This is a genomic window from Burkholderia sp. Ac-20345, assembly GCF_017104825.1.
GTDB classification, from domain to species: Bacteria; Pseudomonadota; Gammaproteobacteria; order Burkholderiales; family Burkholderiaceae; genus Burkholderia; species Burkholderia lata_B.
Genome location: NZ_JAAGPO010000072.1, coordinates 32,416 through 48,196, shown reverse-complemented (window position 1 = coordinate 48,196; position 15,781 = coordinate 32,416). Strand labels below are relative to the sequence as shown.

Annotated in this window: 13 protein-coding genes and 2 riboswitches; of the genes, 8 read left to right on the top strand and 5 right to left on the bottom strand. The window is 67.9% G+C overall.

Translation table 11 applies throughout. From position 1 onward, the window contains the following. Nucleotides 1-573 (top strand): cytochrome c (locus G3O06_RS24725; protein WP_205817799.1); only part of this gene is annotated, 573 nt, incomplete at its 5' end. 89 nt (nt 574-662) lie between these two features. Here the strand turns inward: G3O06_RS24725 and G3O06_RS24720 are convergent. Continuing rightward, a complete protein-coding gene (locus G3O06_RS24720; RefSeq protein ID WP_174970111.1) occupies nt 663-833 on the bottom strand; it encodes a hypothetical protein in 171 nt (56 codons plus the stop codon). A 208-nt stretch (nt 834-1,041) separates the two neighbouring features. Between G3O06_RS24720 and G3O06_RS24715 the strand changes: the two genes are divergently transcribed. Beyond that, on the top strand, nt 1,042-1,506 hold the full coding sequence (locus G3O06_RS24715) for a hypothetical protein (protein WP_174970112.1): 465 nt from the start codon (nt 1,042-1,044) through the stop codon (nt 1,504-1,506). Between the two features lie 141 nt (nt 1,507-1,647). On the opposite strand, the gene pal is transcribed toward G3O06_RS24715, so the two are convergent. The 3 genes from pal to G3O06_RS24700 all read right to left on the bottom strand — a co-directional run bounded on the left by pal (nt 1,648) and on the right by G3O06_RS24700 (nt 5,354). Continuing rightward, nucleotides 1,648-2,139 carry a peptidoglycan-associated lipoprotein Pal gene (pal, locus tag G3O06_RS24710; protein WP_205817798.1) on the bottom strand — a complete coding sequence of 164 codons (492 nt, stop codon included), beginning with the start codon at nt 2,137-2,139 and terminating at the stop codon, nt 1,648-1,650. Nucleotides 2,140-2,546: 407 nt separating this feature from the next. Next, entirely contained in the window at nt 2,547-3,743 is a 1,197-nt protein-coding gene (locus G3O06_RS24705; RefSeq protein WP_175000353.1) for a porin, read from the bottom strand. A 588-nt stretch (nt 3,744-4,331) separates the two neighbouring features. After that, nucleotides 4,332-5,354 (bottom strand): ABC transporter substrate-binding protein, encoded by a 1,023-nt coding sequence (locus G3O06_RS24700; protein ID WP_205817797.1) that lies wholly within the window; start codon nt 5,352-5,354, stop codon nt 4,332-4,334. Between the two features lie 137 nt (nt 5,355-5,491). Further along, nucleotides 5,492-5,613, bottom strand: a riboswitch (guanidine-I (ykkC/yxkD leader). Between the two features lie 432 nt (nt 5,614-6,045). Then, nucleotides 6,046-6,179: riboswitch (guanidine-I (ykkC/yxkD leader) on the top strand. 57 nt (nt 6,180-6,236) lie between these two features. On the opposite strand from G3O06_RS24700, the gene G3O06_RS24695 reads away from it, so the two are divergent. The 6 genes from G3O06_RS24695 (at nt 6,237) to G3O06_RS24670 (ending at nt 15,144) form a co-directional block, all read left to right on the top strand. After that, on the top strand, nt 6,237-6,992 hold the full coding sequence (locus G3O06_RS24695) for an urea amidolyase associated protein UAAP1 (RefSeq protein WP_205817796.1): 756 nt from the start codon (nt 6,237-6,239) through the stop codon (nt 6,990-6,992). A gap of 11 nt (nt 6,993-7,003) precedes the next feature. Next, nucleotides 7,004-7,660, top strand: coding sequence for an urea amidolyase associated protein UAAP2 (locus G3O06_RS24690; protein ID WP_205817795.1), 657 nt, complete (start codon nt 7,004-7,006; stop codon nt 7,658-7,660). Further along, entirely contained in the window at nt 7,657-11,247 is a 3,591-nt protein-coding gene (uca, locus tag G3O06_RS24685; RefSeq protein ID WP_205817794.1) for an urea carboxylase, read from the top strand. Before G3O06_RS24690 ends, uca begins: the two co-directional genes overlap by 4 nt. Then, complete coding sequence (atzF, locus tag G3O06_RS24680) at nt 11,244-13,151, top strand: allophanate hydrolase (RefSeq protein ID WP_205817793.1); 1,908 nt, start codon at nt 11,244-11,246, stop codon at nt 13,149-13,151. The genes uca and atzF overlap by 4 nt, the downstream gene beginning before the upstream one ends. A gap of 64 nt (nt 13,152-13,215) precedes the next feature. Beyond that, the gene (locus tag G3O06_RS24675) at nt 13,216-14,190 is read left to right on the top strand and encodes an ABC transporter permease (protein ID WP_205817792.1); all 975 of its coding nucleotides are present in this window, start codon (nt 13,216-13,218) and stop codon (nt 14,188-14,190) included. Nucleotides 14,191-14,235: 45 nt separating this feature from the next. Beyond that, nucleotides 14,236-15,144, top strand: a complete 909-nt coding sequence (locus G3O06_RS24670; protein WP_205817791.1) for an ABC transporter ATP-binding protein — start codon at nt 14,236-14,238, stop codon at nt 15,142-15,144. A gap of 35 nt (nt 15,145-15,179) precedes the next feature. Here G3O06_RS24670 and G3O06_RS24665 read toward each other — a convergent pair whose 3' ends face one another. Continuing rightward, nucleotides 15,180-15,758 (bottom strand): hypothetical protein, encoded by a 579-nt coding sequence (locus tag G3O06_RS24665; RefSeq protein ID WP_205817790.1) that lies wholly within the window; start codon nt 15,756-15,758, stop codon nt 15,180-15,182. Nucleotides 15,759-15,781 lie beyond the last annotated feature (23 nt).

Genomic DNA, 15,781 nt, shown 5'->3' with positions numbered 1-15,781 from the left:
ATCGGCCGCGTGGCCGCGCCCGACATCACGCCGGCCGGCCTCGCCGCGCGCGGCTGGACGGGCGCCGACCTGCAGACGTTCTTCGGCGTCGGCATCGCGCCGCAAGGCTCGGCATTCGGCGAAATGTACCCGGTCGTGCACCTGAGCACGCAATACATGACGAAGGACGACCTGCGCGCGCTGTCCGTGTACCTGCTGGGCGATACGCCGCCCGCGCCGCAACCGGTGAAGCCGGTGTCGGCCGACGCCGCGCAACTCGCGGCCGGCCGCTCGGTGTATCTCGCGGTCTGTGCGGGCTGTCACGGTTTCGACGGTGAAGGCAAGCCGCACGTGGCGGTGCCGATGAACGGCAATTCGACGGTGCGTCAGGGCGACCCGCGCAACCTGCTGGTCGCGATGCTCGATGGCATCGGCGAGCAGAAGTTTGCCGGGTTCGAGAACCTGCAGCCGATGCCCGGTTTCGCGCACACGCTGAGCGACGACGAACTCGCACAGCTCGCGAACTACCTGCGTGCGACGTGGGGCGGCCAGCCCGCGAGCGTCACGCCGGCCGACGTGAAGGCCATGCGTTAAGTCGTGCTGCAGGGCGGGGCGTCGCGCGCGATTCAGCCGGTTTCCGGTACTCGCGCGCGACGCGTCGCCCGATTTATTGCGGCGGCTCTTCAGTAGCCGCCGCCTCCTCCGCCACCCCCTCCGCTACCTCCCGCGCCACCGCCGCCGTACCGGCTCATGCCCGGTCCTTGCGATACGCCGCGATCCGACGACGTACATCCCGCCGACAGCACGAGCACCAGCGCCGCGATCAGCGCCGCAGCCAACGTTGACGATTTCATTTTCCGCCTCCTTGCCACGCGCAGGCCGCGGGTTAGCCCGGTTCGCATGAACCGCGCGTCTGCACGCTGACGAAACGTTTCGGGCGGGCTGTTTATTCCATGCGTTTTGATTGCGGATCGTCGAACGCAAAGGGGCCGGACCGGAGCCATCGCACCGTGCGTTGGTACACTCCGGCACGCCGCCATTCCGATTCCGACTACAAAAAACATGAGTGCCACCTCCGAACGTCCGCCGTCGCGTCCGTCCAATCCCGTCGTGCTCGGCTGCATGTCGTTTGCCGTCGGCGGCCCGCTGGTCGCGGCGCTCGTCTGGCCCGGCGTGATGCTGATCGCATGGTCGTTGATCGACGGCCCGTCGTGGGACGTCCTGAAAATCAGTGCCGGCATGGTGCCGATGATTTTTATCGCGTCGTTCGTATTCGGCTATTTCCTGCCCGCGACGGTCGCGGGCGGCATCATGGGCGCAATCGGCACGCGGATCCGGCGGCGCTGGTTCGTACTGCTGGGGATGGTTGTGGGCACCGCCACGATGATCGGCTACGTGCTGTTCCAGACCTGGCTGATCAACGCCGACAAGGTTGGCGACATCAACGCGATCGCCACGATCGATGCGATCGTGACGTCGGCGGTGTTGTCGAGCTGGCTCCATCGGCGGCTCGAACGCCGGCGTTGAGCGCGACGCGGGGTGAGGTCGCGTGCCTGAGCGGCGACCCGTATGAACGGGACGAACCGAACGGTACCCGTGACCGCAACGGCGGCCAGCGCGCTGTCATGCTTCACTGGTTGCGGATGCCGCCGTCACGGTGGCCTGCGATCAACGATAGACGAGATCGGCGCGGCGGTTCTGTGCCCACGAATCCTCGTCGTGGCCGAGCGCGACCGGCTTTTCCTTGCCGAGGCTGACCGCCTCGAGTTGCGTGGCCGGCACGCCGAGCGTTTCGAGTCCGCTCATCACGGCCTGCGAACGACGTTGGCCGAGCGCGAGGTTGTATTCGGACGTGCCGCGTTCGTCGGTGTTGCCCTGGATCAGCACGTGCCGCGCCGGATGGCTGCGCAGGTAGTCGGCGTGCGCTTGCATTAGCGACTGGTATTCGGGCTTGACGGAGTACTGGTCGAAATCGAAGTAGATGCTGCGCTTCGCGAGCGGGCTGTTCGGATTGTCGAGATCGTCGGCCGTCACCGTTGCGACGGCTTCGCTGGAGGGCGTCGGCGCGGTGCCGGCATTCTCGGGCGTCTTCGCCGCATGGTGGCAACCGGCCAGCAGTACGACGGTTGCCAGGATCGCAAATCGGTTCGTTTTGCTCATCGTTCGCCTCCAGCAGTTGACTGCGTTGAACGCGTGGGACGTGCGATCGGCACGTCCGTATCCGGCCGCAATGGCGCGAAAGGCCCGGCATCAACGACGCGAATCATGTTCGTAAGCCGGTGGTGCGCCATATGAAAGAGTGTTGCGACCGGAACGCCAAATCTCGGCGTCGCTGCAAACAGATTAGGAAAAATGTCACAGCGTGACCAGTTTCTCCGCATTTATTTGCGCGGACGAGACAGACCGGGCGGCATTCCTGCCGTCGCGCGGGGCGATGCCACAGCGAAAAAGGCCGCGCACGGGCGCGGCCTTTCCGGCTCGGGGCATGACGATCGAGCGGTGCTGGAAATGCATGCCCGACACGGTCGGCGCAGCAGCGTTGCGCTGCGCCGCTCCGTGTTGCACCGTCAGAACTTGTGCCGCAGCCCCAGTGCGACGACGACCTGGTTGCTGTTTGCCGATGGCGTCAGCGTCCAGACGGTCGCGTTGAACGCGGGATTGCCGTTGCCACCGCTCACGCTCTGGTAGACGCCTTCGAGATACGCATCGGTGCGCTTCGACAGCGCATAGTCGGCTTGCGCGACGACCTGGTTCCATTTCGGGCGCGTCTGGCCGGTGCGCGTGTCGAAGCGGCCCATCGTGTACGTGTACGCGGCCGAGAGACTCAACGCACGCGTGACGAAGAAGCGCCCGTCGACCGTGAAGTTGTCGAACACCAGCGATTCCCCCTTCAGCGGCGCGATGCTGCCGCCCTGGAGCACGCCCGTCACGCCGTCGGTGGTCGAGTGCGACCATGCGGCGCCGACCGAATGCGGCCCGAACGCATACCGGCCGGCCGCGGCCCAGATCTGCTGGTTGCCGCCCGTGATCGTCGCCGAGCCGTCGACTGTGCTCAGCGCGCCGTTCGGGTTAGGGGCATTGCGGTCGCGGCTGATCTTCAGGTAGCCGGCCCCGAGCTTCAGCGGCCCGTTCGCATACGACACGCCCGCGCTCCACGCCGCGTTGTTGGAGAACTGTCCGGCCGTGTTCGAGAACCCGTACATTGCGCCGAACGTCAGCCCGCGGTACGTCGGGCTCGTGTACTTCACCGCCTGGTTGATGCGGAGGTTGCGGTTCGAATCGTCGTTGTCGTACGGATGCACCGCGAGGTTGCCGCCCCAGCCGGGACCGGACGCGCCGAGCGGCGTCACGAAATCGAGGATCAGGTCGTACTGGCGGCCGAACGTGAGCGTGCCGGCCGTCGTCGAGCTCAGGCCGATCCATGCCTGACGGCCGAACATGTCGACGCCTTTCTGCGACAGCGCGCCGGTGGTGCCCGAGAAGCCGTTTTCGAGCGTGAAGACCGCAGCCGTCCCGCCGCCGAGATCCTCGCGGCCGCGCAGCCCCCAGCGCGACGCGTTCAGTGCGCCGCTCGTCATCGCGACGGTGCCGCTGCCCGGCGAGCCGGCGCCGTGCGTGCGCTGGTTGGTCGCGTAGGTGATCGACGTGTCGATCAGGCCGTACAGTGTCACGCTGCTCTGTGCGTGTACACCGCCCGACGCGAGGGCGGTCAGGCAGGTGGCGATGGCGGTCCCCGCGAGTCGAGTGCTGGCGTGCTTGTTCATCTTGTAGGAATGCATAGGAGTTTTTATCGTTTTCCCGGCCCGGTGGCCGGCGGATCGAGCGGCCATTATTGGAGATCGTGCGGCCGTCGATTAAGGCGCTGCACAGGAAAGGTCCTCTGCGAATTCACGCAGAATCGCGGCGAGGCAGGGGCTGGTGGATGTTCTGTCGGCCGGCCGTCGACGTACCCGGGCACGCCGACGCCGTGCGATCCAGAGGCCATGGCCGACACGATCCGGTATCGTGACGCGACGCCGCTTGAGCCGGCGCGGTGACATGACGTCGAGAGCGATCAATACATTGCGCCGCGAAATCGGGCGGATATGGTTCGACGTGTTTAAAGCGGGGGCGGGCAGGATGACCTCAGCACCGAGTCACAGTTCGGCCGCGGCGAGCACGTAATGTTCGCGTTCGATCGAACGATACCGATCGGGTAGCCCTGATTCAGGCAGTTCGTCGGGGCGGTGGTGCCGGGACTGCCGTCGCCGGACGCACCCGCGCATTGATGCGAACGCGGCGCGGCGGCAACAGGAGGATGTGCGTGTGCGACCGCGTGCGGGGCCGGCGCTCGAAGCCCGGCCCCGCGTTCGTCAATGCGGTGCAACCAGGCGCGGATCGATATACGCGTCGATGTCCTGCGACTGCTTGTACACGGCATTGCGCACGTTGAACGCATTCGCGTTGCGCGTCGAGCCATAGATCGAGTCGAGCCCGTCACCCTTGCGGAACGCACGCTTCGCGGCAGCCTCGTCGAGCAGGTGCGTGCCTTTCAGCAGCGGGAGGTATTGCTCCGGCGCGAGCCCGACGCGTGCGGACATGATCCTGACCGCGTCGGCCTGCGTCTTCGGATCGTTGATGTAGGCGACGCAGCGATACCAGACCTTGATCACCTTGGCCCAGTCGGCACGGCGCGCGGCGAGGCTCGCCGGTGCGACCGTGATCGCGTCGTAGATCAGCCCGGGCGCATCCGCCGACGTGAAGATCGCGCGTGCACCCGGGGCGCGCTTCAACGCCTCGCCGGCGTTCGGCTGCCACGCGGCCACCGCGGCAATGTCGGTCGACGAGCCGAGCACCTGCGGCAGTTCGTTGGTTTTGGCGTTCACGAGCGTCACGTCGCCGTCCTTCAGCCCGTGCTTTTGCAGCGCGGTTTCGAGCAGCAGGTGATCGACGAGACCGAGTTCGACGCCGACCTTCTTGCCCTTCAGCGCCTCGACGCTACGCAGCGGCGGCTTGGCGACGATCATGTCGTTGCCGGCGGAATAGTCGGTGAGCAGGATCATTACGTTCTTCGCGCCCGCCGCGCCCGTCACGAGCGCATCGCCGTTCGTCGCCGCGACCGCGTCGAGCTTGCCCGCGGAAAATGCGTCGAGCGATGCCGAGTAATCGAACCATTCGAAATCGACATCGACGCCGGCCTCCTTGAACCAGCCCTTGTCCAGCGCGACCTGGAACGCGACCCAGCCGGGCCAGTCGCTGTAGCCGATCTTGAGCGGCGCTGCCGCGTGCGCGGCGGGTGCCATGAGTAGCGTGGCGGCCGTGGCAGCGGCCCCCAATGCGTGACGGACGGAACGGCGGGACAGCAGGCGGTGGAGCGCCAGGGCGGGGCGGGTCATCGTTTTCTCCAGGAGACCGGGATCGGGATCGTCGATACGGACCATGCCAATGCACGGTCCGGCCGCGTGGCCGGTTCCTGCGGATGCGGAACGAATGAAGCGGCCACGGAGAGGCGCGACGGCCGTTGCCATCGCCAATCTCCCGGGCTTTTGTCCCGCCGTGTAGCGCGTGCGCGTCCGGTCTCGCGATCGGACGAACCCGCGCCGGGCTGCTCTCGGACCAGACGTTCGATGAACCGGAACCCTAGCACCCCTAAGATGCGACGCCGCCGCACCTCTCGGCGTCATGCCGAGCGAGAAGCGTGCCAACGGCGCGCGGCGGGCGGGCTCAGCGGCGGCGCGACATGCGCTGCAGTTCGATGAAGCGGGCGGAGAAGAGCGCGCTCAGCGCGCGCCGGAGCAGGTCGAGCTTGTTCATGAGGTGTCGCGTAACGAGTGAAGGTGCATGCATCGAGCAATGCCCATGCCATCGCCGATCGTGTCGTGCAGGCGGGCGCGGCGCGCACTGCGCCGGTGCGGGAGCGCGTTTGCATGGTGCGCGGCACGCCCGCCGCGAGGGCAGCCATCCGAATCCGGTGCGGCGCGCGTCAACGCGCGCATGCCGGGAAGCCGCGTGGCGCGGCGATTCCGCACACGCTGGCACGCAACTCGCTTAGTCGTTGCCCGAGAGGTGCGAAGCAATTTGCATCATCTTCAGGATCGCTAGGGTTCCGGTCGTGCGGCGTTCGCGCTGCGCGATGGCTGGTCCGAGAGCAATCCGGTCTTGTCTTCTCCTCGATTCGAGGAAACGGCGAGGCTCCACGGAGGGATAAAAGCCCGGGAGGTCGCGATGTCGTTCGGTCGCCCTCTCACGCCTTTTGTCCAACCGACCACGGAGCCGCCATGTCGCCGAGCCCCCAAGCCGTCCTTGCCCCGCCGCCACACGTCGTGTGGGAAACGCTCATTCCCGCCGGAACCCACTGGTCCGGCATCCTGCGCCGCGGTCTCGCGCTGCGCATCGTCGATATCGACGGCGGCGCGAACCTGTCCGCCGTGTTTCATCGCCAGGAAGACCCGCTCGAACGCTACAACATGGCCGACACGCTGAAGGCGCAGCACACCGCGCATCTCACGCGCGGCCACGCGTTGTACACGGACATGGGGCGCGTGATCGCATCGATCACGGCCGATACGCTCGGCTGGCACGACCCGCTCGGCGGCGTCGGCGATGCGCGGCTGTTCGCGCACAAGTACGGCACGACGTCGTACCAGGCCGATCGCAACGCGATGATCCGCAACGGCCGCGACAGCCTCGTGCTCGAACTCGCGAAATACGGGCTGTCGGCGCGCGACCTCGTCGCGAACGTCAATTTCTTCAGCAAGCTCGACACACGCGACGACGGCGCGCTCGATTTCGTCGCCGGACATTCGCCGGCCGGCAGCGCCGTCGACCTGCGCTTCGAAATGAACACGCTGGCGGCGTTCTCGACGGCGCCGCATCCGCTCGATCCACGCCCGGACTATGCGCCGAAGGCCGTGAAGCTGATCGCGTACCGCGCGTATCCGGCGGATGGCGCGGCACCGGAAGACGACCCGTGCCGCCGCACCTGCGCCGAGAACACGCGCGGCTTCACCAATACCGATCGCCTGTTTGCGTAAGGAGCCGAGCCATGCCGATCATCGAAAGCCGTCTCGACCCACGCGACGCGATCCACGACACCACGCTGAACGCGGGCGAACCGTGGCTGCACGAGCTGAAGCGCGGACAAGTCTTCCGCATCCTCGACCTGGAGGGCAACCAGGCCGTCGACACGCTGTTCTACCGCTCCGACGAGCCCGAAGAGCGTTACAGCGCGCAGGACACCATCCGCGCACAGCGCAACCTGTACCTGAGCGCGGGCAGCGTATTGCTGTCGAGCCGGGGCAACCCGCTGTTGACGATCGTCGCCGATACCTGCGGCCGCCACGATACGCTCGGCGGCGCCTGCGCGGCCGAGAGCAACACCGTGCGCTATGCGCTCGACAAGCGGCACATGCACAACTGCCGCGACAGCTTCCTCAACGCGATCGCGCACTGCACGTGCGGCGCGGGTGCGCGACTCACCAAGCGAGACCTCGTCGGCAACGTCAACTTCTTCATGAACGTGCCCGTCACGCCGCTCGGCGGACTGACCTTCGAGGACGGCATTTCCGCACCGGGCAAGTACGTCGAGATGCGCGCGGAGATGGACGTCACGGTGCTGATCTCGAACTGTCCGCAGCTCAACAATCCGTGCAACGGGTACAACCCGACGCCGGTGCGCCTCACGGTCTGGGAGGCTGAATGAGATTCACGAAAGTCCTCGTCGCGAACCGCGGCGAAATCGCGTGCCGCGTGATCCGCACGCTGAAGCGGCTCGGGATCGCGTCGGTCGCGATCTACTCCGACGCCGACCGCGATGCGCGTCACGTGGCGCTCGCCGACGAAGCCGTGCGGGTCGGCCCCGCACCGGCGGCGGAGAGCTACCTGAACGTCGCGGCGATCCTAGCCGCCGCACGCGAGACGGGCGCGCAAGCCGTGCATCCGGGCTACGGCTTCCTGTCCGAGCACGCCGGCTTCGCCGACGCATGCGAAGCCGCGGGCCTGCGCTTCATCGGGCCGCGTGGCGACCAGATGCGCGCGTTCGGGCTCAAGCACACCGCACGCGAGCTCGCTGCTGCGCAGGGCGTCGCGCTGCTGCCGGGCACGGGCCTGCTCGACGATGCACGGACGGCGCTCGCCGAAGCCGACGCGATCGGCTATCCGGTGATGCTGAAAAGCACCGCGGGCGGCGGCGGGATCGGCATGTCCCTGTGCCGCGACGCCGCGCAGCTCGAAGCGGCGTTCGATTCCGTCGTGCGGCTCGGCGCCGCGAACTTCGCGCATGCGGGCGTGTATCTCGAGAAATTCGTCGAGCACGCGCGGCACATCGAAGTGCAGATCTTCGGCGACGGCCGCGGCGATGCGATCGCGCTCGGCGAACGCGATTGCTCGGTGCAGCGCCGCAACCAGAAAGTGATCGAGGAAACGCCCGCGCCGGACCTCACCGATGAAGAGCGCGCCGCGTTGCACGCGAGTGCGGTGCGGCTTGCCCGCGCGGTCGGCTATGCGTCGGCCGGCACGGTCGAATTCGTGTTCGACGCGAACACGCGCCGGTTCTATTTCCTCGAGGTGAACACGCGGCTGCAGGTCGAGCATTGCGTGACCGAAGCGGTGACGGGCATCGATCTCGTGGAATGGATGATCCTCCAGGCGGAGGGCGACCTGCCGCCGCTCGCCACGCTCGCCGTCGCGCCGCGCGGCGCGAGCATCCAGGTGCGGCTCTATGCGGAGGATCCGCACAAGCAGTTCCTGCCGAGCGCGGGGCTGCTGACGCATGTCGCGTTTCCGGACGACGTGCGCGTCGACGGATGGATCGAGGCGGGCACCGAGATCAGCGCGTACTACGATCCGTTGCTTGCGAAGCTGATCGTGCATGGCGATACGCGCCGCGACGCGCTGGCCGCGCTGCGGGGCGCACTGGCGCGCACGGAGCTGTACGGCATCGAAACCAACCTCGACTATCTGCGCGCGATTGCCGGTTCGGACACGTTCGCGCGCGGTACATCGACGACAGCCTTCCTGTCGCGCTTCGCGTTCGCGCCGCACACGATCGACGTGCTCGACGGCGGCGTGCAGACCACCGTGCAGCAGGCGCCTGGGCGCGTCGGCTACTGGAACGTCGGCGTGCCGCCGTCCGGGCCCATGGACGATCGCGCGTTCGCGCTCGCGAATGCGTTGCTCGGCAATGCACGCGACGCGGCCGGGCTGGAATTCACGATGGTCGGCGCGACGCTGCGCTTCAACGCCGAGACGCTCTTCGTGCTCGGCGGCGCGCCGCTCGCGGCATCGCTCGATGGCGAACCCGCACCGTTCTGGCGGGTGCTGCGTGCACGGCCAGGCGCGGTGCTGAAGCTGGGCGGCGTGACGGGCGCCGGCGTGCGTGCTTGCCTGGCCGTGAAAGGCGGCCTGCAGGTGCCCGACTATCTCGGCAGCAAGGCGACCTTCACGCTCGGCCAGTTCGGCGGCCACGCAGGGCGTGCGCTGCGCAAGGGCGACGTGCTGCATCTGGACGCGGAGGCCGGGCGCGGCGACGCGGGCGCAACGCTGGCCGCGGCGGACATTCCCGCGTTGACGCACGCGTGGACGCTCGGCGTGCTCGATGGCCCGCACGGTGCGCCGGATTTCTTTACGCCGGACGACATCGCGATGCTGTACGGCACGCAGTGGACGGTCCATTACAACTCGAGCCGGACCGGCATCCGGCTGATCGGGCCGAAGCCGCAATGGGCACGCGCGGACGGCGGCGAGGCCGGCCTGCATCCGTCGAACATCCACGACAACGCGTATGCGATCGGCGCAGTCGATTTCACCGGCGACATGCCGGTGATCCTGGGCCCGGACGGCCCGAGCCTCGGCGGCTTCGTGTGCCCGGTGACGGTCGTGCATGACGAGTTGTGGAAGCTCGGGCAACTGCGGCCGGGCGATACCGTGCAGTTCGTGCGCGCCGGCGTGTCAACCGAGCCAGCCGCCGACGCGATTGCGCGTCCGGCACCCACCGGTGCGCCGGACGATTGCGTACTGCATCGCGACCCGTCGGCCGGCGGCGGCATCGGCGTGGTCTACCGGCGCTCGGGCGACCGGAACGTGCTGGTCGAATACGGGCCGTTCGTGCTGGACCTGAACCTGCGCTTTCGCGTGCATGCGCTGATGTGCTGGCTCGACGCGCACCGCCTGCCCGGCATGCTCGACCTGACGCCGGGCATCCGTTCGCTGCAGGTGCAGTTCGACGCGCGGACCCTGCCGCTCGACACACTGCTCGCGCATCTGCAGGCGGCCGAGCGTGAATTGCCGGAAGTCGCCGACATGCGCGTGCCGAACCGCATCGTGCATCTGCCGTTGTCGTGGGACGATCCGTCGACGCGCATCGCGATCGAACGCTACATGCAGTCGGTGCGGCCCGATGCGCCGTGGTGCCCGAGCAATATCGAGTTCATTCGGCGGATGAACGGACTGGCCAGCATCGACGACGTGAAGCGCGTCGTGTTCGACGCCCGCTATCTCGTGATGGGCCTCGGCGACGTGTACCTCGGTGCGCCGGTCGCGACGCCGATCGATCCGCGCCACCGGCTCGTCACCACGAAGTACAACCCCGCGCGTACCTGGACGCCGGAGAACGCGGTCGGCATCGGCGGCGCGTATCTGTGCGTGTACGGGATGGAAGGGCCAGGCGGCTATCAGTTCGTCGGCCGCACCGTCCAGATGTGGAACCGCCACCGCACCACGCGCGAGTTCGAAGCCGGCAAGCCGTGGCTGCTGCGCTTCTTTGACGAGATTCGCTTCTACGAAGTCAGCGAGGCTGAGCTGGCGGAACTGCGCGCGGATTTCGTCGCGGGGCGCGCCGGGCTGAAGATCGAGGAATCGGTGTTCGATCTTGGCGAATACAACCGCTTCCTGCGCGACGAGGCGGATTCCATCGCCGCGTTCAAGGCATCGCAGCAGACGGCGTTCGAAGCGGAGCGCGAACGGTGGCGGGTGGCCGGGCATGCCGAATACGTCGGCGACGCGGCGCAGGGCGATGCGGACGCCGCGCGGGAAGGCGGCGCGCTCGCCGATACGCAGCGCGCGATTGCCGCGGACGTATCGGGCAGCGTGTGGAAGGTGCTGGTCGAAGCAGGTGAGCGCGTGACCGAAGGGCAGGTCGTCGCGATCGTCGAGTCGATGAAGATGGAGGTCGCGGTGACGGCGACGGAAGACGGCACGATCGAGACGGTCGATTGCGCGCCGGGCGCGGCGGTGGTGGCCGGCCAGCGGCTGATGGTGATGAAGGCGGGCGCCGCCGAGGAGGTTGCATGAGCACGACGGAACGTTCGATCTTGCCGGGCGTCCGCTCGATCGCGGCGCTGCGTGCGCGTTATGCGGCGGGCGACCTGACGCCGCACGCGCTCGTCGGCGCGATCGCCGCGCATTTCGCTGCGGGCGATCCGCATCACGCTTGGATCCGGCCGCTGACGCATGCCGAGATGACGGTGTATGCCGACGCGCTGGCCGGGCGCGACATCGCGTCATTGCCGCTGTACGGCGTGCCGTTCGCGATCAAGGACAACATCGACCTCGCCGGCATACCGACCACAGCGGCATGCCCGGCCTACGCTTACACGCCGGCGCGCAGCGCGCCCGTCGTCGAGCGGCTGATCGCGGCCGGCGCGATCCCGATCGGCAAGACCAACCTCGACCAGTTCGCGACCGGGTTGTCGGGCCAGCGCTCGCCCTATGGCGCGTGCCGCAATGCGCTCGATCCGCGTTATGCGTCGGGCGGGTCGAGCTCCGGGTCGGCGGTGGCCGTGGCGCTCGGCGTCGCGTCGTTCTCGCTGGGCACCGACACGGCCGGCTCCGGGCGCGTGCCGGCTGCGTTCAACGGGCTCGTCGGGCTCAAGCCGACCAAGGGCGTGTTGAGCACGCTCGGCGTCGTGCCGGCCTGCCGGTCGCTCGATTGCGTGTCGGTGTTCGCGCATTCGGCTGCCGACGCGCGGGCGGTGTTCGCCGTCGCGCACGGCGTGACCGACGGCGATCCGTACGGACGCGCATGGCAGCCGCTGCTGGGCGCGGACGGGCTCCGCGCGCAACCGGCGCGACCGTTCGGGCAGTTGCGCTTCGGCACGCCGCGCGCCGATCAGCTTCAATTCTTCGGCGACGAATCGTATCGCGCCGCATGGCGCGCCGCGCTCGAGCGCCTGCGAGTGACCGGGGCGCGGATCGTCGAGATCGATTTCAGCGCGTTCCTGGCTGCCGCGCGGCTGCTTTACGAAGGCCCGTGGGTCGCCGAACGGCTCGCCGCGATCGGTGCCTTCGCCGCGCGCGAGCCCGATGCGCTGCATCCGGTGATCCGCGAAATCGTCGGCGGCGCGTCGCGCTTCAGCGCGGCCGATGCGTTTGCCGCGTTCGACACGCTCGCGACGTTGCGCGTCGAGGCCGGTCGCGCATGGGACGGACTGGACGCGATCGTCATGCCGACTTCGGCCACGACGGCGACCGTCGACGCCCTCGAAGCCGACCCGGTCAGCATCAATTCGCGTTTTGGTTACTACACGAACTTCGTCAACCTGCTCGACCTGTCGGCGATCGCGGTGCCCGCCGGCCGCTGCGAAACCGGGCCGCATGCAGGGTTGCCGTTCGGCATCACGTTCGTCGGTCGCGCGCACGACGACGCGCGGCTGCTCGATCTTGCGCAGGCGTGGACTGAAATGGGCGAACGCGGCGGCGGCGCGGGCGAGGGTGGCGATTTGCAGGCGGGTGTCGCCGGCGACGCGTGTGCAACGACGGCGCTTGCGCCCGGCGTGTCCGACGGCGTCGTGCGCGTGGCGGTCGTCGGCGCGCATCTGCGTGGTGAACCGTTGAACGGGCAGCTCACGCAGCGAGGCGGACGTTTTGTCGCCGCGACGACGACGGCGCCCGCCTACCGTCTCTATGCGCTGTCCGCGGCGGCATCCGGCGGCGTCGCCAAGCCGGGCCTCGTGCGCGTGCCGGACGGCGGCGCGGCGATCGCGGTCGAGATCTGGGAGATGCCGGTCGACGCTTACGGCAGCTTCGTCGCCGGCATTGCCGATCCGCTCGGCATCGGCACGCTGACGCTCGCGGACGGCTCTCGGGTGCAGGGTTTCCTGTGTGAAAGCGCGGCGCTCGACGGCGCGCGGGACATCACGCACTTCGGCGGCTGGCGCGCTTACCGCGCGAGCGCCGCGAGCCACGCATTGCAATGAACGTCCGGTCGCGCGGCGCCCCGGCATTCGCGCGACCGGCACCTGAAACGATACGGAGATTTTCATGCCAATGACCCGCAACACGACCGGATGGCTTGCCGTGCGCCGCGAACTGTCGACACGCGGCAAATGGACGCTCGGCGTGGCGTCCTTCCTGCTGCCGTTCGCAGTCTGGTGCCTGATCAGCTATGTGCCGTTCATCTGGCATTCGCAAATGCGCATCACGAATCCGGGAAGCGTCGACTACTTCCAGCCGGGCATGCAGATCGACCGCGACGTGTTCGACGACGAACTCGCGCATGCGCGTGCGACGCACGCGGCCGTGCCCGAAGGCGTGCGTGTGAACCCGGTCTACCTGCCCGCGCCGCACCAGGTGCTGCGCGCGTTCTACACGGCGTTCACGACACCGCCGGCATCCCGCGATGGCGTCTGGCTGCACGAGAGTCTGTGGCACAGCATCCGGATCATTTTCTGGGGCTTCGTGATCTCGTCCGCGATCGGCGTGCCGCTCGGCATCGTCTGCGGCACCTTCAGTGCGCTCGCGCGGCTGCAGGAGCCGTTCCTGGAGTTCTTCCGCTACCTGCCCGCGCCCGCATTCGGCGCGCTGATGGTCGCGATCCTCGGCATCTACGATGCGCCGAAGGTCGCGATCATCGTGATCGGGACGCTCTTCCAGCAGGTACTGATCATCGCGAACACGACGCGCAAGCTCGAATACGGGCTGTTCGAGGCCGCGATGACACTCGGCACGAAGAAGCTGAAGTTGCTCACGCACGTCGTGATCCCCGGCGTGCTGCCCGACCTGTATCGCGACCAGAGAATCCTGCTCGGCTGGGCGTGGACCTACCTGATCGTCGCCGAACTCGTCGGCACCAGCTCCGGCATCACGTGGTACATCAGCCAGCAGGCGCGCTACCAGCATTTCGACAACGTGTATGCGGCGATCCTGATGATCGGGATCATCGGCCTCGGCACCGACATCGTGCTCGGGCTGCTCGGCCGCAGGCTGTTTCCGTGGGATCGCACGCTGAAAGCGTGACGCCCGTTGACGCCCACCCATCGACCGATTTCCGCAGAGGCCATCATGCAGAACCCGCAAGCCGTTCCCGATTACCTGATGCAGTCCGACGCGGTGCGCGAGCGCTTCGCGCGCTTGAAAACCCGCGACGTGATACTCGACGTGCGTCACGTCGGCAAGCGTTTCGCGACACCACAAGGCGAGTGCATTGCACTCGACGACATCAGTTTCCGTACGTACCGGCGCGAATTCGTGTGCGTGATCGGCCCGTCCGGCTGCGGCAAGTCGACGCTGATCCGCATCCTAGCGGGGCTCGACGCGCAGACGAGCGGCGAGGTGCTGCTCGACGGCAAGCCCGTGCAGGGGCTTGCCGTCGATCGCGGGATGGTGTTCCAGGGCTATACGCTGTTTCCGTGGCTCACCGTGAAGAAGAACGTGATGTTCGGCCTCCGGATGAACGGCAGCAGCAGCGGCGAAGCCGAGCGCGAAGCGCTGCAGTGGCTCGATCTCGTCGGGCTGACGCGTTTCGCGGATGTGTATCCGCACCAGCTGTCGGGCGGGATGAAGCAGCGCGTGGCGATCGCCCGCGCGCTCGCGAACCGTCCGCGCATCCTGCTGATGGACGAGCCGTTCGGCGCGCTCGACGCGCAGACGCGGGCGCGGATGCAGACGCATCTGCTCGACATCTGGCGCAACATCGACGTGACGATCCTGTTCATCACGCACGATCTCGACGAGGCGATCTTCCTGGCCGACCGGATTCTCGTGCTGAAGGCGAATCCGGGCGGGGTGCAGGAACTGATCGAGGTGCCCGTGCCACGTCCGCGGGACTATTCGCAGGTCAATACGCCCGAGTTCATCGCGACGAAGGCGCGGCTCGAGGCGCTGATCCATCCGAAGGAGGCGGTGGCGATGGACGACGGCGTGAGGCCGCACATGATCCGCATGACGGATGTGTCGGACAACGTCGAGTGAGCGGTGAAGCACGCGGCCGGACGGTCGCCACGCGTCTAGTCGCGCGCGAACGCCAGCGCCGTCGCGACATCGCCGCGGCGATACGCAGCCCGGACGGCCGTTGCCGTGGCCGCGACGATTTCCGGCGGCGGGGACTTCCGCAGGCGCACGACGACACGCGGCAGCGATGCGAGCTGATGCCGAAGGTCGACGATCAGCCGGCAGCAGCGAAAACCGACGGACGAGGCTTCCGGGCGGACGGCGGCGTCGGCAAGCCCGGCCGTCCACTCGACACCGCGGTGGCGCCTGACTTCGTCGAGATTCAACAGATGGCGCGCGTCGCCCGATAACGCGATCAACAGCGCGGCCCACTGCGCGCCGCGCCATCCAAGGGGCATGTCGCGCGTGAGGTCGGCCAGCAGCGCGTCGTCCAGCACGGACAGGCTTTGCTGGCACAGGTAGTGGAAGTCGAGCGGCTGGTAGCGGACCTGCGGGTAGTCGCGCAGCACGTGCCCGAGTTCCGCGCCGGTCTCGACGGCGGCGGCGAGAAACCGTTCGGCCGGTGCCGGGCGGTTCAGCAGCAGCGTCGGTACGCTCCGGTAGAGCCGGTGGAGATCGTCGGGGTGATAGTGCATCGCGAATGTCGGGGTGATCGACC

Coding starts and splice junctions, on each gene's coding strand:
- G3O06_RS24720 (WP_174970111.1), bottom strand. CDS start 833: ATGAAATCGTCAACGTTGGCTGCGGCGCTGATCGCGGCGCTGGTGCTC.
- G3O06_RS24715 (WP_174970112.1), top strand. CDS start 1,042: ATGAGTGCCACCTCCGAACGTCCGCCGTCGCGTCCGTCCAATCCCGTC.
- pal (WP_205817798.1), bottom strand. CDS start 2,139: ATGAGCAAAACGAACCGATTTGCGATCCTGGCAACCGTCGTACTGCTG.
- G3O06_RS24705 (WP_175000353.1), bottom strand. CDS start 3,743: ATGAACAAGCACGCCAGCACTCGACTCGCGGGGACCGCCATCGCCACC.
- G3O06_RS24700 (WP_205817797.1), bottom strand. CDS start 5,354: ATGACCCGCCCCGCCCTGGCGCTCCACCGCCTGCTGTCCCGCCGTTCC.
- G3O06_RS24695 (WP_205817796.1), top strand. CDS start 6,237: ATGTCGCCGAGCCCCCAAGCCGTCCTTGCCCCGCCGCCACACGTCGTG.
- G3O06_RS24690 (WP_205817795.1), top strand. CDS start 7,004: ATGCCGATCATCGAAAGCCGTCTCGACCCACGCGACGCGATCCACGAC.
- uca (WP_205817794.1), top strand. CDS start 7,657: ATGAGATTCACGAAAGTCCTCGTCGCGAACCGCGGCGAAATCGCGTGC.
- atzF (WP_205817793.1), top strand. CDS start 11,244: ATGAGCACGACGGAACGTTCGATCTTGCCGGGCGTCCGCTCGATCGCG.
- G3O06_RS24675 (WP_205817792.1), top strand. CDS start 13,216: ATGCCAATGACCCGCAACACGACCGGATGGCTTGCCGTGCGCCGCGAA.
- G3O06_RS24670 (WP_205817791.1), top strand. CDS start 14,236: ATGCAGAACCCGCAAGCCGTTCCCGATTACCTGATGCAGTCCGACGCG.
- G3O06_RS24665 (WP_205817790.1), bottom strand. CDS start 15,758: ATGCACTATCACCCCGACGATCTCCACCGGCTCTACCGGAGCGTACCG.